At 71.5% G+C, this 18,697-nt stretch carries 15 protein-coding genes; 14 read left to right on the top strand and 1 reads right to left on the bottom strand.

The genetic code is table 11. From position 1 onward, the window contains the following. The first annotated feature begins 42 nt into the window (after window positions 1-42). From FSYMDG_RS17860 to pspM, 10 genes are all read left to right on the top strand, one after another. Entirely contained in the window at window positions 43-2,508 is a 2,466-nt protein-coding gene (locus FSYMDG_RS17860) for an FtsK/SpoIIIE family DNA translocase (RefSeq protein ID WP_013874782.1), read from the top strand. A gap of 93 nt (window positions 2,509-2,601) precedes the next feature. Continuing rightward, a complete protein-coding gene (locus tag FSYMDG_RS28780; RefSeq protein WP_043602714.1) occupies window positions 2,602-3,072 on the top strand; it encodes a helix-turn-helix domain-containing protein in 471 nt (156 codons plus the stop codon). Further along, window positions 3,057-3,743, top strand: a complete 687-nt coding sequence (locus FSYMDG_RS28775; protein ID WP_237702726.1) for an IS630 family transposase — start codon at window positions 3,057-3,059, stop codon at window positions 3,741-3,743. Before FSYMDG_RS28780 ends, FSYMDG_RS28775 begins: the two co-directional genes overlap by 16 nt. A gap of 113 nt (window positions 3,744-3,856) precedes the next feature. Continuing rightward, a complete protein-coding gene (locus FSYMDG_RS17845) occupies window positions 3,857-4,687 on the top strand; it encodes a helix-turn-helix domain-containing protein (protein WP_013874781.1) in 831 nt (276 codons plus the stop codon). Between the two features lie 9 nt (window positions 4,688-4,696). Then, window positions 4,697-6,154, top strand: coding sequence for a MiaB/RimO family radical SAM methylthiotransferase (locus FSYMDG_RS17840; RefSeq protein ID WP_013874780.1), 1,458 nt, complete (start codon window positions 4,697-4,699; stop codon window positions 6,152-6,154). Continuing rightward, window positions 6,151-6,753: a CDP-alcohol phosphatidyltransferase family protein gene (locus FSYMDG_RS17835; protein ID WP_013874779.1), complete on the top strand. Its 603-nt coding sequence runs from the start codon at window positions 6,151-6,153 to the stop codon at window positions 6,751-6,753. The genes FSYMDG_RS17840 and FSYMDG_RS17835 overlap by 4 nt, the downstream gene beginning before the upstream one ends. Beyond that, entirely contained in the window at window positions 6,743-8,038 is a 1,296-nt protein-coding gene (locus FSYMDG_RS17830; protein WP_013874778.1) for a competence/damage-inducible protein A, read from the top strand. The genes FSYMDG_RS17835 and FSYMDG_RS17830 overlap by 11 nt, the downstream gene beginning before the upstream one ends. Before the next feature lie 119 nt (window positions 8,039-8,157). Then, the gene (locus FSYMDG_RS17825; RefSeq protein WP_013874777.1) at window positions 8,158-8,520 is read left to right on the top strand and encodes a helix-turn-helix domain-containing protein; all 363 of its coding nucleotides are present in this window, start codon (window positions 8,158-8,160) and stop codon (window positions 8,518-8,520) included. A gap of 94 nt (window positions 8,521-8,614) precedes the next feature. Then, window positions 8,615-9,406, top strand: a complete 792-nt coding sequence (locus FSYMDG_RS17820; RefSeq protein ID WP_083828343.1) for a PspA/IM30 family protein — start codon at window positions 8,615-8,617, stop codon at window positions 9,404-9,406. Window positions 9,407-9,408: 2 nt separating this feature from the next. After that, window positions 9,409-10,188: a phage shock envelope stress response protein PspM gene (gene pspM / locus FSYMDG_RS17815; protein WP_013874775.1), complete on the top strand. Its 780-nt coding sequence runs from the start codon at window positions 9,409-9,411 to the stop codon at window positions 10,186-10,188. Here pspM and FSYMDG_RS17810 read toward each other — a convergent pair. Then, window positions 10,177-14,634 (bottom strand): Lhr family helicase, encoded by a 4,458-nt coding sequence (locus FSYMDG_RS17810; protein WP_013874774.1) that lies wholly within the window; start codon window positions 14,632-14,634, stop codon window positions 10,177-10,179. The two genes, pspM and FSYMDG_RS17810, sit on opposite strands and share 12 nt — an antisense overlap. 55 nt (window positions 14,635-14,689) lie before the next feature. On the opposite strand from FSYMDG_RS17810, the gene FSYMDG_RS17805 reads away from it, so the two are divergent. The 4 genes from FSYMDG_RS17805 to rny all read left to right on the top strand — a co-directional run bounded on the left by FSYMDG_RS17805 (window position 14,690) and on the right by rny (window position 18,648). Then, window positions 14,690-14,884, top strand: coding sequence for a DUF3046 domain-containing protein (locus tag FSYMDG_RS17805; protein ID WP_043603949.1), 195 nt, complete (start codon window positions 14,690-14,692; stop codon window positions 14,882-14,884). A 228-nt stretch (window positions 14,885-15,112) separates the two neighbouring features. Beyond that, complete coding sequence (gene recA, locus FSYMDG_RS17800; RefSeq protein ID WP_013874772.1) at window positions 15,113-16,150, top strand: recombinase RecA; 1,038 nt, start codon at window positions 15,113-15,115, stop codon at window positions 16,148-16,150. 16 nt (window positions 16,151-16,166) lie between these two features. After that, window positions 16,167-16,661, top strand: coding sequence for a regulatory protein RecX (locus FSYMDG_RS17795; RefSeq protein WP_013874771.1), 495 nt, complete (start codon window positions 16,167-16,169; stop codon window positions 16,659-16,661). Window positions 16,662-16,932: 271 nt separating this feature from the next. Further along, window positions 16,933-18,648 (top strand): ribonuclease Y, encoded by a 1,716-nt coding sequence (gene rny, locus FSYMDG_RS17790; protein WP_013874770.1) that lies wholly within the window; start codon window positions 16,933-16,935, stop codon window positions 18,646-18,648. Window positions 18,649-18,697: the final 49 nt, after the last annotated feature.

The following is an 18,697-nucleotide window of genomic DNA, read 5'->3' as shown; positions in this document are numbered from 1 at the left end:
CCCGCGAAGGCCGGTACGGGCAGATCACGCCCTCCCTTCACCGTGGTTGCCGCCCAAGCCGCGATCCGGCTGGTGGTCCGGGCCTGGCAGGCCGCGGCCGCGCTGTTGGGCGGGATGGGCCGCCGGATCGGTCGGGGCGCCCGTGACCTGCGTATCGACGAGGCGCACCGGCGGGACGGCGCGGGGCTTGCCACGCTTGGCGCGACCGCGCTCACCCTGGCTGCGGTCTGGTTTCATGCCGGTGGGCCGGTGGGCCGTGTTGTCGCAGGCCTGTTGCACTTCCTGGTCGGCGCGGGCGCGGTGGCGCTTCCGCTGTTCGGCCTCGGCGCGACCTGGCGGCTGATCCGCAGCCCGAGCGATCCGGACAGCCGCGGCCGGGTGCTGATCGGCTGGACCGCTTTCGCGGCGGGTGCGCTGGGGCTGGTGCACGTCGCGCACGGGGTGCCTGATTTCGGCGCCGGTACCGCCGCGATCGAGCGGGCGGGGGGGCTGGCCGGGTTCCTGGTCAGTTCGCCGCTGTCCAGCGCTGTCACCGCGTACCTGGCGGTGCCTCTGCTGGTTCTGGTGAGCGTGTTCGGCATACTCGTGATCACCAAGACCCCGATTCACACGATCCCCGACCGACTGCGCGAGCTGCGGGACAGGGTCATGGCCGGTTACCAGCGCGGGGAGGACCGTGGAGGTCGCCGGGATCGGGATCGGAGTCGGGATCGGGACCGGGGTCGCCGAAACGAGCCGGCCACCGGCAGCCCGGCGCAGGATCGGTTCCGCGGGTCACTGGTGGAGGACCTGCTCGGCATCCCTGCCTCCCAGCCACTGCCGGATCCGGACGTGTTCGACATCGACGCGACCGGGGATACCGGGCCGCCGGTGGCGGACGAACCGGCGCCGGCGCCCCGGGCCGGCGGACGGCGGGCCCCGAAGACGCGGGGACGCGGACCAGGGCCCGAGCCGTCGTCCGAGCCGGCACAGATGCGTCTGCCCGATCCGTCCGAGGTGGAGCACTTCGTCGCTCCCGGCCTGAGCGGTATGGCGGGAAGTGGCTATGTTCTGCCGTCGCCGACGTTGTTGCAGCAGGGTACGCCGCCGAAGGTGCGGTCGGCTGCGACGGATGCGGTGATCGGTTCGTTGACGGATGTCTTCGCGCAGTTCCGGGTGGATGCCAGGGTGACGGGTTTCACTCGGGGGCCGACGGTGACCCGGTACGAGATCGAGTTGGGTGCGGCGGTGAAGGTCGAGCGGATCATCCAGCTCACCAAGAACATCGCGTACGCGGTGAAGAGCCCGGATGTGCGGATCATCAGTCCGATCCCGGGGAAGAGCGCGGTGGGGATCGAGATCCCGAACACCGATCGGGAGTTGGTTTCGCTCGGGGACGTGTTGCGCAGTGAGGAGGCGACCGGGAACCCGCATCCGCTGCTGGTTGGTCTGGGTAAGGACATCGAGGGCGGCTATGTGGTGGCGAACCTCGCGAAGATGCCGCACATCCTGATCGCCGGGGCGACCGGGGCAGGGAAGTCGACCTGTATCAACACGTTGATCACGAGTGTGTTGGCGCGGGCCACCCCGGATCAGGTGCGGCTGGTGCTGGTGGATCCCAAGCGGGTGGAGTTGACGAACTATCAGGGGATTCCCCATCTGATCACGCCGATCATCACGAGTCCGAAGAAGGCCGCGGACGCGTTGGAGTGGGTGGTCAAGGAGATGGAGAACCGTTACGAGGATCTGGCCGCGTGCGGGGTGCGGCACGTCGACGACTTCAACCGCAAGGTGCGGGCCGGTCAGATCGTGGCGCCGCCGGGTTCGGAGCGGGTGTATGCGCCGTATCCGTACATCCTGACGATCGTGGACGAGCTGGCGGACCTGATGATGGTGGCGCCGCGGGATGTCGAGGACTCGATCTCGCGGATCACGGCGATGGCGCGGGCGGTGGGGATTCATCTGGTGTTGGCCACGCAGCGGCCGTCGGTGGACGTGGTGACTGGTTTGATCAAGGCGAATGTGCCGTCGCGGCTGGCGTTCGCGACGTCGTCGTTGGCGGACAGCCGGGTGATTCTGGATCAGGCGGGGGCGGAGAAGCTCGTCGGGCTCGGGGATGCGTTGTTCTTGCCGATGGGGGCGGGGAAGCCGGCGCGGATCCAGGGGGCGTTCGTTTCCGAGGAGGAGATCGCCGCGATCGTCGCTCATACCAGGGAGCAGGCGGCGCCGGCGTTTCGGGTGGATGTGTTCGAGAGTGGCGCAGAGTCCAGGAAGGAGATCGACGAGGAGATCGGGGACGATCTGCAGTTGTTCGTGCAGGCGGTTGAGCTGGTGGTGTCGACCCAGTTCGGGTCGACCTCGATGCTTCAGCGCAAGTTGCGGGTCGGGTTCGCCAAGGCCGGCCGTCTGATGGACCTGATGGAAAGCCGTGGCATCGTCGGTCCCAGCGAGGGGTCGAAGGCCCGGGACGTGCTGGTCATGCCGGACGAACTCGAAGGACTCCTGGTAACTCTACGCAATGACGAGTAGACTGTCGCTGCTTAGTTCTGGTGTGTCTTGTGTCTGGGTGAGAGGGTTGGGTCTGGCAGGTCTCCCCGTCCCTCTGCCGGTCAGGACTGTGTCGTGGGTTCGCAGAAGAAGTGGCCGGTCACCTTGACCGAGGCTGATCGTGACGAGTTGGTTCGGGTGACCTCGACGGGGGTTCATCCGGCGTCGATGATCCGGCGGGCGCGGGTCCTGCTCGCGTTGGACACCTCGGTCGGCCCGGTTGCCTCCCAAGAAGAACTCGTGGTCCGGGTCGGGGTCTCGGGTGAGACGCTGCGGCTGGTCGCGAAGCGGTTCACCGAGACCGGTGGGGATGTGGGGGCCACGATCGGTCGGAAGGCACGGGAGCTTCCCCCGGTGCCTTCCCCGGTGACCGGCGAGGTTGAGGCCAGACTGATCGCGCTGGCATGCTCGCAGCCACCGGCTGGTTATGCACGCTGGTCGCTGCGGCTGTTGGAAAAGCACGTCGCGCTGGTCGCCGACATCCCGGACCTGGACCATTCCACCATCGGCCGGGTCTTAAAAAAACGAGGTTGCGTCCTCATCTGAGGAAGTGCTGGACCATCCCACCGAGGGCGAACGCGCAGTTCGCCGCGCGGATGGAAGACGTTCTGGCGGTCTACGCCCGGCCCCACAACCCGGGCGTGCCCGTGGTGTGCATGGACGAGAAGCCCTACCAGCTGTTGGCCCACGCCCGCGACCCGATCCCCGCCACGCCAGGGCGTGACCGGCGCGAGGACTCCGAGTACGTGCGCCACGGAACCTGCTCGATCTTCTGCTGGGTCGAGCCACTCGCCGGCTGGCGCCGCGTCCAGGCCACCCCACGGCGCACCAGGATCGACTGGGCACACCACGTCAGGCGCCTGCTCACCCTCGACTACCCCGACGCCGAACGGGTCGTGCTGGTCATGGACAACCTCAACACCCACGACATCTCCTCGCTCTACGAGGCCTTCGACCCGGCCGTCGCGTTCGCACTCGCGCAACGACTCGAGATCCACCACACCCCCAAACACGGCTCCTGGCTCAACATCGCCGAAATCGAACTCGCCGCCCTGACCCGCCAATGCCTCGACCGCCGCATCGACACCCTCGACGTCCTGAACACCGAACTCGACGCCTGGCAGACAGCCGTCAACGCCAACCAGCGCCAAGTCAACTGGCACTTCACCACCGATGACGCCCGCACCAAACTCCGCCACCTATACCCCACACATTAGCGGCGACAGTCTACTAGTGACGTCCATGGCGATCATCGGAGTGTGCTTTCGGCGACTGGCCAACCACCGTAGACTCGCCAGTACTGCCGATCCGACCGGGCGGAGGGTGGCCTATGCAGTCCACTGACCCGACGGTGTCCGCAGGCAGCCCGCCTCCGGAGGGAGTGGGTGCGGCGCTCGCGACCGCCCGCGTCAGACAGGGCCTGTCGATCTCGGACATCAGCGAGCGGACCCGTGTGCGCGCCGCGCTGATCGAGCAGATAGAGGTTGACGATTTCACCAGCTGTGGTGGTTCGGTGTATGCGCGTGGCCACATCCGCAGCATCGCCCGCACCCTGGGGATCGATCCCGCGCCGCTGATCTCCGAGTTCGACCGGCGGCACGGCCGGCCGACCGGGCCGCAGCCGCTCCCGTCGCGGCCGGCCGATCCGTTGATCTCGCACGGGGCGGTAGCCCGTCGGGGGTTCCCCTGGGCACCCGCGGTGATCGTTGCGCTGGTAGCGGTCTGTGTCCTGGCCGCTCTCGCCGTCTTCGTCCCGGACGACTCCGGCGGTGCACTGCGCGACCCAACCGATGTTCGGGCGGCCGCCACGGTCCCGCCGGCGACGCCGGGAGCCGGCGCGTCCGCCGCACCCGTGCGGTCCGCGACGCCCGCGCCGAGCGGGGTGAACGTCGAGGTGGCGGTACGGGACGAGCCGAGCTGGCTGGAGATGCGGGACGAGGCACAGCGGGTCCTGTTGCAGCAGCTCCTGCAGCCCGGCGACAGCCGGCTGGTGAAGGCGGCCCGTTCCATGGAGATCAAAATCGGCAACGCTGGATCGGTGGCGGTCTCCTGCAACGGGCGGGATCTGGGACTGGGGGGCAGCCCCGGCCAGGTCCTCACCGTACGTGTGGGTCTGGGTGTGTCGGGAGACTGTGCCATTGGTAACCCGGCATCCCGGTAGCCTGACGTCGTGCCCGATCGTCCCGTTCGCCGTGTCGCGCTGATCACACTGGGCTGTGCCCGCAACGACGTGGACTCCGAGGAGCTCGCGGCGCGGCTCGGGGGGGACGGCTGGGCCGTGGTCGACGATCCGGTCACCGCCGACGCCGTGGTGGTCAACACCTGCGGTTTCGTCGACGTCGCCAAGAAGGACTCGATCGACACACTGCTCGCCGCCGCCGATCTGCGCGACGCCGCCACGGACGCCGGGGGCCCGAAGGCCGTGGTCGCGGTCGGCTGCCTGGCCGAGCGGTATGGGCGACAGCTCGCCGACAGCCTGCCGGAGGCCGACGCAGTCCTCGGTTTCGACGCCTACCCGACGCTCGGCAGCCATCTGGACGCGGTGCTGCGTGGCGAGAAACCCGCGGCGCACACTCCGCGTGACCGGCGGACCCTGCTGCCGATCACACCGGTCGACCGCCAGGCGGAGCGGACGGAGCGGGCCGGGCCCGCCTCCGGCCCGCCGGTCCTGCGCCAACGCCTGCTCGGGGGACCTGTCGCGTCGTTGAAGATTTCCAGTGGTTGTGACCGGCGCTGCGCGTTCTGCGCGATCCCCACGTTCCGCGGGGCGCACGTCTCCCGGCCACCGCAGGACGTCCTCGCCGAGGCCGAGTGGCTCGCCGGCCAGGGCGTGCGGGAACTCGTCCTGGTCAGCGAGAACTCGACCTCCTACGGCAAGGACCTCGGGGACCTGCGGGCGCTGGAGAAACTGCTGCCCCAACTGGCCGCGATCGCCGGTGTGGTCCGGGTCAGAGCGGTGTACCTGCAGCCCGCCGAGGTACGCCCGTCCCTGCTGGAGACGGTGCTGACGACTCCGGGAGTCGCCCCCTACCTCGATCTGTCGTTCCAGCACGCCAGTCCGTCGGTGCTGCGGCGGATGCGCCGTTTCGGTGGCGCGGACGCCTTCCTCGATCTGCTGGCGCGGGCCCGCGCGCTGGCCCCGGACCTCGGCGCCCGCTCGAACGTGATCGTCGGCTTCCCGGGCGAGACCCGGGCGGACGTCGCGCTGCTGGAGCGCTTCCTCACCGACGCCGACCTCGACGCCGTCGGGGTCTTCGGATACTCCGACGAGGACGGGACCGAGGCGGCCACCCTGCCCGGCAAGGTCACGCCGGCCACGGTACGCCGGCGCCAGGCGCGCGTGACCGACCTGGTCGAGCAGTTGACCGCCGCCCGCGCGCAGCAGCGGCTCTCCTCGGTCGTAGAGGTCCTGGTGGAGGAGGTCGCCGGTGGGCTGGCACATGGACGGGCCGCGCACCAGCAGCCCGAGGTCGACGGAGCGTGCACGGTCCGCCTGCCGGCGGCCGAGGCCGCGCGGGTGCGGGTGGGCGATCTGGTGAGTGCGAAGGTGGTCGCGTCCGAAGGGGTGGACCTGGTCGCCGAGCTCCTCGACATCGTCGACCCTGTGACAGTCGACCCTGTGGTATGAGCGGGGCCGCCGTCAGCCGGCTGAATCTTGCCAACGCGCTCACCGTCGGGCGGGTCGCGCTCGTCCCGGTGTTCGTGGTGTTCATGTTCGCCGATGGGCAGGACGGTTCCGACTGGCGGGTGGCGGCGTTCGCCGTCTACGCGCTCGCGGCGGTCACCGACCAGGTCGACGGATATGTCGCCCGCAGCCGCGGGATCGTCACGGATTTCGGGATCATCCTCGATCCGATCGCGGACAAGGCTCTCACCGGCGCCGCGCTGCTGTCCCTGTCGCTGCTCGATGACCTACCGTGGCTGGTGACGGTGGTCGTCGCGGTCCGGGAGGTCGGGGTCACCCTGCTGCGGTTACGGATGATCCGCTACGGGGTGATGGCACCCAGCCGCGGGGGCAAGCTGAAGACCCTGCTGCTCAACTGCGCGATCGGTCTCTACGTGCTCCCGCTGGAAGGGACCGCCGCCTCCGCGCGGGCGGTCGTTCTCGCCGCCGGGGTGCTGGTGGCGGTGGTCACCGGTCTTGACTATGTGGGACGGGCGGTGGCCCTGCGACGGCAGGCGACGCGGCCGGTCCCCGCGATCTCCGAGGAGAGCGATGCGGGCTGAACTGCTGGCAGTGGGTGACGAGCTGCTGTTCGGGGACATCGTCAACGGCAACGCGGCGTGGCTCGGGCGGCAGCTTGCCGACGTGGGTGCGCGGCTGACGATGTCGACGGTGGTGGGCGACAACGTCGAAACGATCGCGGCCGGGATCCGGGCGGCGCTGGGCCGCGCGGACGCGGTCATCCTCACCGGCGGGCTCGGGCCGACCCAGGACGATCTGACCCGGGAGGGGATCGCCCTGGCGGCCGGCGTGGCCATGCGCCGGGATCCCTTCCTGGAGGCGTCCTTACGCCGCTGGTTCCAGGCGCTGCGGCGGGACGCGCCGGGCGGTACGGGCCGGGGGACGCCGGAGATGAACTACCGGCAGGCGGATCTTCCCGAGGGCGCCGAACCGCTGCCGAACGAGGTCGGCACCGCGCCCGGTATCCGCCTGGAGATAGCCGGTGAGGGCAGCGGCAGCGGCGGTGTGGTGTACGCGCTGCCTGGCGTCCCCAACGAGATGTACGCGATGTTCACCGGGTCGGTCCTGCCGGATCTGCTGCGCCGGGCGGGGGAGCCGGCGGTCGTGGTGCACCGGGTCCTGCGCACCGCCGGGATCTGGGAGTCGGTGGTGGCCCAGGCGCTGGCGGGGGAGGTCGAGCGGCTTGCCCCGGTCGGGAACCCGATGATCGCTTTTCTCGCCAGCGGCGGGCAGACCCGGGTGAGGATCAGCGCCCGCGCCACCGACCGGGCCGAGGCCCACCGGCTCATCGAGCCGGTGGAGAAGGCGGCCCGCGACGCGCTCGGGATCGCGCTCTACGGCGTCGACGACGATTCGCTGGAGGGGACCGTCCTGCGGCTGCTCGCCGAGCGCGGTGAGACGCTCGCCGTCGCCGAGTCGATGACCGGTGGGCTGCTCGCCGGCCGGCTCACCGACGTCGCCGGTGCCAGCGCGGTGCTGCGCGGCGGGGTGGTCTCCTATGCCACCGAGGCCAAGCGGGACGTGCTCGGGGTCGACCCGGAGGTGCTGGCGACGTCCGGCGCGGTGTCCCCGGAGACGGCGGCGGCGATGGCCGCGGGCGTACGGGACCTGCTGGGGGCGAGCAACGGGCTGGCGGTGACCGGGGTGGCCGGTCCCGACGAGCAGGAGGGCAAGCCGGTCGGGACCCTGCACATCGGTATGGTTGGTGCCTTCGGCACGCTGACGAGGTCCCTGCGCCTCCCTGGCGACCGTCGTACGAACCGTATCTATGCGGTCGTCCAGGCGTTGGACGCTCTTCGGCGTACCCTGACTGTTCATACTTGTTGACTGGGATGAACCGCCGGACGCGTGTTGCTTACATGGTTACAGTCGTATCAACGGCCAGCCATCACGGTGGACAGCAGGTATACGGTAAGGCCCAGCCCGAGGACGAAGGAGGAGGCACGATGGTCCTGCTCCGACGCATGCTCGGCGAGGCATTGCGCCGCCGCCGCCAGGATCAGCACCGGACCCTGCGTGAGGTGTCCTCCAACGCGAGAGTCTCGCTCGGATACCTCTCCGAGATCGAGCGGGGACAGAAGGAGGCCAGCTCCGAGCTGCTCGCGTCGATCTGCGACGCGCTCGGCGTCCGGCTCGCCGACCTGCTGCGTGAGGTGAGCGACGACCTGGAGCTCGCCGAGCTCGCGGCCGGCGGCCCGGCCCGGGTGGGCGCCCCGATGGCGGGGATGCCGCCGATGGCCGCCATGCAGCCTCCCGCCATGCAGTCCCGCGGCGGCGCGACCACCGCCGTGGTCGACCGCGCCGCCTGAGCCGACTGACGGCGGCGGTGGTGCCGTCTAGCCGACGTCCGTTTTAGTGGGCCGGGGGGCACCGATGTCCGGCTTGACGTGCGACGATCGGGGTATGGCGAACGTCGTCCGCAAGTTCTACCGCTATCTGTCCGCGTCGGCGAACCGGAAGCTGGACGAGAAGGCGGATCCGCGCGTCCAGATCGACCAGGCGATCACCGAGGCGCAGCGGCAGCACCAGGCGCTCGTGCAACAGGCTGCCGCGGTCGTCGGCAACCAGCGGCAGCTGGAGATGCGGATGGCGCGCCAGATCGAGGATGTCGAGAGCCTGACCGCCTCCGCACGCCAGGCCATCCTGCTCGCGGACGCGGCCAGCGCGAAGGGCGAGGAGGACGCGGCAGCCCGCTACGAGCAGACCGCGCAGGCGTTCGCCAGCCAGCTCGTCGCCGCGGAGAGCTCCCTTGACGACCTCAAGGCCCTGCACCAGCAGGCCGCGCTCTCCGCCGAGCAGGCCCGCCGCGCGGTGGAGGACAACACGCTGCGGCTGGAGGGGCAGCTCGCCGAACGGGCTCGGCTGCTGACCCAGATCGAGCACGCCGCCATGCAGGAGCAGATGGGCAAGGCGCTCGACGGCATGTCCCGGCTCACCCCGCCAGGCGACACCCCGACGCTGGGGCAGGTCCGGGACAAGGTCGAGCAGCGCTACGCGATCGCCCTGGGACGGCACGAACTGTCCTCGCAGGGGGTGGAGTCGCGGATGCTGGAGATTCGTCGGGCGTCGTTGGACGCGAAGGCGTCCAACCGTCTCGCCGAGATCCGCACGGCCCTGTCGGCCGGGCCGGCGGCGGGCGGATCCGACGGCACGCTGTCCCTGGACAAGGGACAGGCTGATCGGCCGGACGCCTGACGATGCTGCCGGCACGCGGGACGGGGCCGAGCAGCCGCCTGCCGGAGTGGCTGCGTGCCGATATCGAACGCCGGAACCTGCTGCGCGGCGAGCAGCGGCTGATCCGCGCCCAGGCCAGGCAGCGCCGCCGCGCGGCCGCATCCGCGCGGGCGTGGTCCGGGGTCGCGGTCCTCACCCCGGCGGTCGCGGTGCTCGACGGGACGTGGGGCTGGCTGGTCGTGGGCGTCGGCGCGCTCGTGCGGGCCGGTCTGTCCTGGCGTCAGGCGCGGGCGGCTCCGGCGCTGCCGGCGGCTCTGCCGCTGCCGACGGCGCCGCTGCCCTCGCGGCTGCGGCTACGGGGCTCGGCCGCCGCGGAGCCCCTGCACCGCGGCGAGGCGGCGGTGGTCGCGCTCGCCGCCATGCTGCGGTCGTTGCCGCCCGGGGCCGCCGCCGAGGCGGTCCGCGCGGCGATGGCGTCGGCCGCCCAGGTGGTCGATGGTCTGCGCGGCCAGGCCGCCCGGGTGCTGGCCTGTGAGTCGGCGGCGCGTACGGTCGTCGACCCAGGCCGTCGAGCGGAGATCACTACTACGATCAAGGGCCTGGTGAGTTCGATGACGACCGAGGCGGACGCCCTCGACGAGATGCTGGCCGCGGCCAGTGACCTGCTCGCCTCGACACCGTCGGCGCTGTTGCCGGCGGGGGCGGTGGCGGGGCGCGACGGTGAGCTCGAACGCGGGACCGCGGCCCTGCGCGGCTTCGCCGACGGCCTGCGCGAACTCATGCGGGATGGTTCAGGCCCGTAGCCGCAGGCCGCGCGGTGTAGGATGGAAGCCGGCGCGTTCCAGGGCCTGGCCGAGTTCGCTGGTGCGCAGTTCGCTGGTGAGCACGGCCTGGCCGTCGGCCCTCTCCACGGACAGCTGTCCCAGCCAGCCGTCCCGCACGGCGAGCGCGAGGGTGTCGACCGCCGGCTGCACCCGTTCGGGGTCGTCGGTCCAGGTCAGTAACGTCCGGCCGCCGCGTTCGACGTAGAGCACCAGTTCGCCGTCGACGAGCACGACGAGCGCACCCGGTGTGCGTCCCGGCCGGTGCCCCCCGCCGGGGGAGCCAGGGGCGTTGGCCGGCTGGGCCGCCGGCCAGGGCAGGGCGGCGCCGTAGGGGTTCGCCGGGTCGGTCGCGGCGAGCACGAGTGCGCCGGACGTCGCCGGCATCGCCCGCAGCCGGTCGACCGCACCGGGGACGGCGAACTGGGCCGCGCCGAGGGATTCCACGAAGTATCCACGTCTGCACTGTCCGTTGTCCTCGAAGGCGGACAGGGCGCGGTACACCCCGGCGAAACCGCCCGGGATCCCCTCGGCCGTGACCGTGCCGCGGGTGACGATCCCGTACCGGTCGAGCAGCATCTCGGCCTGCGCGTGGGCGTGCAGCGTCGGGTCGGCATCCCGTGCGGGCAGCAGTGACCAGCGGCCGGCCACCGTCGGCGGGCCGGTCCGCGACGGCATGCTCGGACGGGACATGCTCGGACGGGAGTAGCGCACCGGGCGCAGCCGGGGGCTGCGCCGAGCGGTCGGATGGCTGCCGCGGCGGGCGGCCAGCGAGGTCCGCAGCGGGGCGAGGCTGTCGTTGGTGACCAGGCCCGCCCACACCAGATCCCACAGTGCGGCCGCGAGCGCGGTGTCGTCGAGGCTGCCGACCCGGTCGGAGAGGGACCGGAAGAACAGGGCGGCCCCCGCGTCGAGGGCCTCGAGCACGGCGGCGTGCAGGGGGGTGCTCGCCGCGTCCGGGACGGGCGGTGGCAGCAGCAGGGGAGCGCTGTCGGCGAGGACCAGGGTCAGCCAGCCGTCGTTGCCGGGCAGCCCGCCCGCACCGGCCCACAGCACCTCACCGGACACGCACAGCTCGTCGAGCATCCCCGGCTGGTAGTCCGCCACCCGGGCGGGCAGGACGAGTTGCTCCCAGGCGCTGGCCGGCATCAGCGCGCCCTGCAGCTGCTCAACGGCCCGCACCACCGCGTCGACGCCGTGGCTGCCGTCCCGGCCGCGTGACAGCCCCTGCCAGGCGGGCAGGAAACGGGCAAGGGCCGTCACCGGGACGGGCTCGACGTCGCGGCGGGAGGCGGCGAGGCTGCGCCGGCGCAGTATCCGTAACACCGTGTCGTCACACCACTGCTCGCCGGTGCCGCCCGGGCGCAGTTCGCCGCGGACGAGCCGGCCGGTGGCGAGCATCCGCTCCAGGCCGGCGGTCACCACCGCCACCCCCAGCCCGAAGCGGTCGGCGACCGCCTCGGCGTCGAACGGGCCGTGCGTGCGCGCGTAGCGGGCGAGCAGGTCACCGAGCGGGTCGCGGACCGTTTCGGTGAAGGCCGTGGGTACCCCGACCGGCACCGGGATGCCGAGGGCGTCGCGCAGCCGGCCGGCGTCCTCGACGGCCACCCAGCGTTCCTCGCCGGCGATGCGTACCCGCAGCGCGCGGTGGGTGTCGGCGAGCTCGGCGAGGTGGGCCGGGGTTGCGCCGCGGGCCAGCGCCTCCGGTGTGCTGAGGTCGCCGACCAGGCGCAGCAGGTCGGCGACGTCCTCGACGTCACGCGCCCGCCGGTCGGGTGCCAGGCGCTGCAGTTCGGCCTCCACCTGGGCGAGCACGGCCGCGTCGATCAGCTCCCGCAGGTCGGCCTGGCCGAGCAGCTGGGTGAGCAGGGAGCTGTCCAGCGCGAGCAGTTGGGCCCGGCGTTCGGCCAGCGGGGTGTCCCCGTCGTACATGAACGCCGCGACGTAGCCGAACAGCATCGAGCGGGCGAACGGCGAGGGCGCCGCGGTCTCCACCTCGACGACGCGCAGCGTGCGGGCCGCGACCTGACGCATCAGCCCGGTCAGGGCGGGAACGTCGAAGACGTCCTGCAGACACTCCCGCATGGTCTCCAGCACCACGGGGAAGTCGTCGAAGCGGGCCGCCACCGCCAGCAGGTGGGCGCTGCGCTGCCGTTGCTGCCACAGCGGCGTCCGGCGGCCGGGGGTGCGCCGCGGCAGCAGCAGCGACCGGCCCGCGCACTCCCGGAACCGGCTCGCGAACAGCGCGCTGGTACCGACCTCGGCCCGCACGAGCGCGTCGATCTCGTCGGGGTCGAACACGACCACGTCGGCGGTGGGGGCGAGGTCGGCGTCCGGGATCCGCGCGACGACACCGTCGTCGGAGTGCATGATCTGCACCTCGACGCCGTAACGGTCGCGCAGCCGGGCGGCGATAGCCAGCGCCCACGGCGCGGTCACCGGGGCGCCGACGGGCGAGTGGACCGCCAGCCGCCAGTCGCCGAGCTCGTCCCGGAAGCGCTCGACGACGATCGTCCGGTCGTCCGGCAGATGGCCGGTGGCCGCCCGCTGGTCGGCGAGGTAGGTGAGCAGGTTGTCGGTGGCCCACCCGTCGAACCCGGCTGCCCGCAGGCGCTCGCGCGCCTGCCCGCTGTCGAGGCGGGCCAGCTCACGGGTGAAGGCGCCGATCTCGCGGCCGAGTTCCGCGGGACGCCCGAGCGTGTCACCGTGCCAGAACGGCAGCTTGCCCGGCCGGCCCGGCGCCGGGGCCACCAGCACCCGGTCGGGGGTGATCTCCTCGATCCGCCAGCTCGACGACCCGAGCAGGACGACGTCGCCGACCCGGGACTCGTAGACCATCTCCTCGTCCAGTTCGCCGACCCGGCTGGCCTTCTCACCCACCAGGAAGACCCCGAACAGGCCGCGGTCGGGGATGGTGCCGCCGCTGGTGACCGCCAGCCGCCCGCTGCCGGGCCGGGCGGTGAGGGTGCCGGTGACCCGGTCCCAGACCAGGCGGGGACGTAGCTCGGCGAAGTCGTCGCTGGGGTAGCGGCCCGCGAGCATGTCCAGGACCGCCTCCAGGGCGGGCGGCGGCAGCGTCGCGAACGAGGCCGCCCGGCGGACCAGCGCGGCGATGTCGTCGACCGGCCAGGGATCCATCGCGACCATCGCCACGATCTGCTGGGCGAGCACGTCCAGCGGGTTGCGCGGATACCGCAGCTGTTCGATCCCGCCGTCGCGCATCCGTTCGGCGACGACGGCGCACGACAGCAGGTCGCCGCGGTGCTTGGGCATGATCACCCCTCGGCTGGCGGCCCCGACCCGGTGCCCGGCGCGTCCCACCCGTTGCATGCCGGCGGCCACGCTCGGTGGCGACTCGACCTGGACGACGAGGTCGACGGCGCCCATGTCGATGCCGAGTTCCAGGCTGGAGGTGGCCACGACCGCGGGCAGTCGGCCGGCTTTGAGATCGTCCTCGATGAGCGCCCGCTGCTGTCGGCTGACGCTGCCGTGATGCGCCCGGGCCACCTCGAGGGACGGGTCCCGCATGCGCTGGGCGTACGCCTCGTTCAGCCGGGCGCACAGCCGTTCGGCCAGCCGGCGGGAGTTGGCGAACACGATGGTCGAGCGGTGCGCGAGGACGAGGTCGAGGATGCGTTCCTCCACGGCCGGCCAGATCGACGCGGCCGGGGTCGGGCCGGCGAGCTGGGTCATGTCCGGCACCGGCACGACCACGTCGATCCGCAGGGTCTTCCCCGTGGGTGGGCGGACCACCGTGACCGCGCGGGCGCCCCCGAGGAAGCGGGCGACCTCCTCGGTCGGGCGCGCCGTCGCCGACAGGCCCACCCGCTGGGCGGGAGTGTCCAGCAGCGCGTCGAGGCGTTCCAGGCTCAGGGCGAGGTGGGCGCCGCGCTTGGTGCCGGCCACGGCGTGCACCTCGTCCACGATGACCGTCTCCACCCCGCGCAGCGCCTCGCGCGCCTGGCTGGTCAGGATCAGGAACAGCGACTCGGGCGTGGTGATGAGCACGTCCGGGGGCAGCCGCCCGAACGTCCGTCGCTCGGCGGCGGGGGTGTCGCCGGAGCGGATGCCCACCCGCACGTCGGGCTCGGGCCGGCCCAGGCGCGCCGCGGTGGCCCGGATCCCGGCCAGCGGGGCCCGCAGGTTGCGTTCGACGTCCACGGCCAGGGCCTTGAGCGGGCTGACGTAGAGCACCCGGCAGCGCCGGGACGCGTCGGCCGGGGGACCGGCGCGGGCGATCCGGTCCAGCGACCACAGGAAGGCCGCGAGCGTCTTGCCCGAGCCGGTCGGGGCGACGACCAGGACGTCGTCCCCGTGGCTGATCGCCTCCCAGGCGCCGGCCTGCGCGGGGGTGGGCGCGGTGAACACGCCGGCGAACCAGGCCCGGGTGGGGGCCGAGAACAGTGTGAGGGGGGACGGGGCGGGCATGCTTTCGAGTCTGCCTGTCGCGAGTCCGCCTGTCGGGAAGGGCAGACTTGCACCCGTGCGACTGACCGAGTTCTGGGCGCGGATGAACAAGCAGTTCGGCTCCGGGTACGCGGAGTCGGTTGCCCGCGACCATGTTGTCGCCGGTCTCGGCGGGGTCACGGTCGAGGCGGCCCTCGCCCGCGGTGACGACGCCAAGGACGTCTGGCGGGCGGTGCGCGAGGAGTTCGGCCTGCCCGCGCGCGAACGCTGACGATCCGGCGTGTCGAGGATGCTGTCGAACGCCTGTTCGCCTACTGTGGATACCGAGTGACAAGGTGCCCCGGTGGGGTGAGCCGACGGGTGAGAAAGGCTGTTGATCGTGGCTGCTTCGACCGTCCAGTTGTCCACAGGAGCGACCCGGCGCTCGAAATTGTCGGACCCGCCCCCTACCGTCGCCATCGTGGCCAAGAATCGACGACCTCAGCCTGGAGTGACCCCGATGGCAGGACTCGACCGCGAGAAGGCGTTGGAGAACGCCCTCGCTCAGATAGACAAGCAGTTCGGCAAGGGCTCGGTGATGCGGCTCGGTGACGACACCCGCCCACCGGTCCAGGTCATCCCGACCGGTTCCATCGCCCTGGACGTGGCGCTCGGCATCGGCGGGCTTCCACGCGGGCGCGTCGTGGAGATCTACGGCCCGGAGTCGTCCGGGAAAACGACCGTTGCGTTGCACGCGGTCGCGAACGCCCAGGCAGCCGGTGGGATCGCGGCCTTCATCGATGCCGAGCACGCGCTCGACCCCGACTACGCAGCCAAGCTCGGGGTCAATACCGACGCGCTGCTGGTCTCCCAGCCCGACACCGGTGAACAGGCGCTGGAGATCGCGGACATGCTCATCCGCTCCGGGGCGATCGACATCATCGTCATCGACTCGGTGGCGGCCCTCGTGCCCCGGGCCGAGATCGAAGGTGAGATGGGTGACAGCCATGTCGGTCTGCAGGCCAGGCTGATGTCCCAGGCGCTGCGCAAGCTCACCGGCGCGCTGTCGCATTCGGGGACCACCGCCATCTTCATCAACCAGCTCCGCGAGAAGGTCGGTGTCATGTTCGGTTCGCCCGAGACGACCACGGGCGGCAAGGCGCTGAAGTTCTACGCGTCCGTGCGGCTGGATGTTCGCCGTATCGAGACCCTGAAGGACGGGACGGATGCCGTGGGTAACCGTACCCGAGTGAAGGTCGTGAAGAACAAGATGGCCCCCCCGTTCCGCACGGCGGAGTTCGACATCGTCTACGGGGGCGGCATCAGCAGGGAAGGCTCGTTGATCGATATGGGGGTCGAGCAGGGCATCATCCGCAAGTCGGGGGCCTGGTACACCTACGACGGTGATCAACTGGGTCAGGGCAAGGAGAACGCCCGCTCCTTCATGCGGGACAATCCCGACATCGCCGACGAGATCGAAAAGCGAATCAAGGAAAAGCTCGGCCTGGTGCCGACGCTCGACGTGGATCCGGCGTCCCCGCCGCCGGCCGACCTGTGAAACAGGCCGCGGACCTGTGAAAGAGGCCGCGGACCCGGTCGCCAGAGCGCGGGAGATCTGTCTGCGTCAGCTTGAGGCCCGGCCGCGAAGCCATGCGGAACTGGCTGCCACCCTGGCGCGGCGCGGGGTGGATCCCGACACCGCGCAGGCGGTGCTGGCCCGTCTGGCCGAGGTGGGTCTTGTTGACGACAGGGCGTTCGCCACCGCGTTGATCTCCTCCGCGCGGGCGAACCGAGGTCTGGGTCGCCACGGGCTCGTCCATGAGCTGCGTCGCCGGGGGGTCGACGCGGATGTCATCGCCGCGGCGCTCGCCGACCGGGACGACCTGGACACCCACGACGAGGAGGCCGCCGCGCGGGAGCTGGTACGACGTCGTATGCCGGCGATGGCAGGGCTGCCGGCCCAGGTGCGCACCCGGCGTCTGGCCGCATTGCTCGGCCGTCGCGGCTACCCGTCCGATCTTGTTGTGCGGGTGATCACCGAGGAGGTTGTGGATGGTTCGCTTGACTAGCTTTTCTTGACCGTCCACGAGCCGCAGACCTACTCTCAGCAAAGGTGAGAGGGCTCCCGCGGTGACGCGGTTCCGATAACGTGAAACAACTTCACACGAGGGTGGCTGGCCCGGATCGCGACGTCTGCGGACGCCGCCGCATCCGCTTGTGCTCAGGCGTTTGTCGGTAGCAGCACGGATTCCGCAAGTTCCGGAACAGCCCGTTTCGTGGGCCCCCTCGCCGTTTCGGCCCGTTGACCGCGGGCCAATCCCGGCCGAGGGAGGAGGACCGATGAGCGTTCTCCTCGTCGTGCTTGCCAGCTGCGTGCTCATGGGCCTGGGGGTAATTACGCTGCTTCTTCTTCGCGTCCTGCGCTCGGGAGATGGCCTGGCGGCGTCCCAGCCCCGGGCCGGGGGCGAGGACGGCGCTGATGCCGAGGTGGCGGAGGGCAAGCCCGCCGAAGCCGCCGAGCTCGCCAGGCAGGCCAGCAGCCTGCGGGAGCAGGCGGAGCGGGAAGCCGCGGAGCTGCTCCGCCGCGCGGAGGAGAACGCCCGAGCGCTGCGGGAACGGGCCGAGGCGGAGTCGACGCTGCGTGGCTCCCTCGTCGAGGCGGAGGCGCGCGAGGCCGGCCGGAAGTCGGCGGAGACCTTCCGGACGCAGGCCGAGGAGGAGGTGCGGGCGCTGCGGGCGGAGCTGCGCGAGCGGGACGCCCGTCTCGCCCAGCGCGAACAGCGGCTGGAGGCCCGTGCCGCCGTCGTGGACGAACAGGCCGGCCACATCGAGGCCAGGGACCACGACCTCGCGGCCCGGGAGGCCGAACTCGCCAGGCGGCGCGCGGAGGTCGTCGACCTGGAGGAGGAACGCCGCCGGACGCTGGAGGAGGCTGCCCGGCTCACCGCCGCCCAGGCGCGGGCCGAACTTGTCAAGGTCGTCGAGGCCGACGCCCGGCGGGACGCGGCCGTGCTGGTCCGCGACATCGAGGCGCAGGCCCGGGAGCAGGGCGAGGAACGGGCCAGAAAGATCGTTACGCTGGCCATCCAGCGGGTCGCCTCGGAGACGACCACGGAGTCGGTCGTCTCCGTCCTGCATCTGCCCAGCGACGAGATGAAGGGCCGCATCATCGGCCGCGAGGGCCGCAACATCCGGTCGTTCGAGTCGGTCACCGGCGTGAACGTCATCATCGACGACACGCCCGAAGCGGTGCTGCTCAGCTGCTTCGATCCGGTACGCCGCGAAATCGCCAAGATCACCCTGGAGGCCCTGGTCGGGGACGGGCGCATTCATCCGCATCGCATCGAGGAGGAACACGACCGGGCCAGGCGCGAGGTCGAGGCACGCTGTGTGCGCGCCGGCGAGGACGCGCTCGTGCAGACCGGCGTCGCGGAGATGCACCCCGAGCTGATCCACATCCTCGGGCGGCTGCGGTACCGGACCAGCTACGGCCAGAACGTCCTGGCGCACCTGATCGAGTCCGCGCACCTGGCTGGGATCATGGCCGCCGAGCTGCGGCTGCCGCCGGCACTGGTCAAACGGGGCACCCTGCTCCACGACCTCGGCAAGGCGCTGACCCACGAGGTGGAGGGCAGCCACGCCCTCATCGGCGCCGAGATCGCCCGCCGCTACGGCGAGGACGAGGAGATCGTCCACGCCATCGAGGCGCACCACAACGAGGTCGAGCCGCGTTCGATCGGGGCGGTGCTCACCCAGGTCGCGGACCAGATCTCCGGCGGCCGGCCGGGTGCCCGCCGGGAGAGCCTGGAGTCCTACGTCAAACGGCTCGAGCGCATCGAGCAGATCGCCGGCGAACGCCCGGGGGTGGAGAAGGTCTTCGCGATGCAGGCCGGCCGCGAGGTCCGGGTGATGGTCGTCCCGGATCAGGTGGACGACATCGCCGCGCACATGCTCGCCCGCGACGTCGCGAAACAGATCGAGGACGAGCTGACCTACCCGGGCCAGATCCGGGTCACGGTGGTTCGCGAGACCCGCGCCGTCGAGACCGCCCGTTAGCCGTCGAGACCGCCCGCTGGAGGCGGTGGAAAGTGTCTGTTGCGCCCGC

Origin of the sequence: Candidatus Protofrankia datiscae, from assembly GCF_000177615.2 — a bacterium.
Taxonomy (GTDB): Bacteria; Actinomycetota; Actinomycetes; order Frankiales; family Frankiaceae; genus Protofrankia; species Protofrankia coriariae.
Note: the sequence above shows the minus strand (reverse complement) of the source record. Positions and strands in the feature narration are given on the sequence as shown.

Bases quoted from the DNA above. Each gene is read 5' to 3' on its own strand.
- pspM (WP_013874775.1), top strand. From the start codon at position 9,409: ATGCTGCCGGCACGCGGGACGGGGCCGAGCAGCCGCCTGCCGGAGTGG.
- recA (WP_013874772.1), top strand. From the start codon at position 15,113: ATGGCAGGACTCGACCGCGAGAAGGCGTTGGAGAACGCCCTCGCTCAG.
- FSYMDG_RS17845 (WP_013874781.1), top strand. From the start codon at position 3,857: ATGCAGTCCACTGACCCGACGGTGTCCGCAGGCAGCCCGCCTCCGGAG.
- FSYMDG_RS17825 (WP_013874777.1), top strand. From the start codon at position 8,158: ATGGTCCTGCTCCGACGCATGCTCGGCGAGGCATTGCGCCGCCGCCGC.
- FSYMDG_RS17820 (WP_083828343.1), top strand. From the start codon at position 8,615: ATGGCGAACGTCGTCCGCAAGTTCTACCGCTATCTGTCCGCGTCGGCG.
- FSYMDG_RS17830 (WP_013874778.1), top strand. From the start codon at position 6,743: ATGCGGGCTGAACTGCTGGCAGTGGGTGACGAGCTGCTGTTCGGGGAC.
- rny (WP_013874770.1), top strand. From the start codon at position 16,933: ATGAGCGTTCTCCTCGTCGTGCTTGCCAGCTGCGTGCTCATGGGCCTG.
- FSYMDG_RS17835 (WP_013874779.1), top strand. From the start codon at position 6,151: ATGAGCGGGGCCGCCGTCAGCCGGCTGAATCTTGCCAACGCGCTCACC.
- FSYMDG_RS17810 (WP_013874774.1), bottom strand. From the start codon at position 14,634: ATGCCCGCCCCGTCCCCCCTCACACTGTTCTCGGCCCCCACCCGGGCC.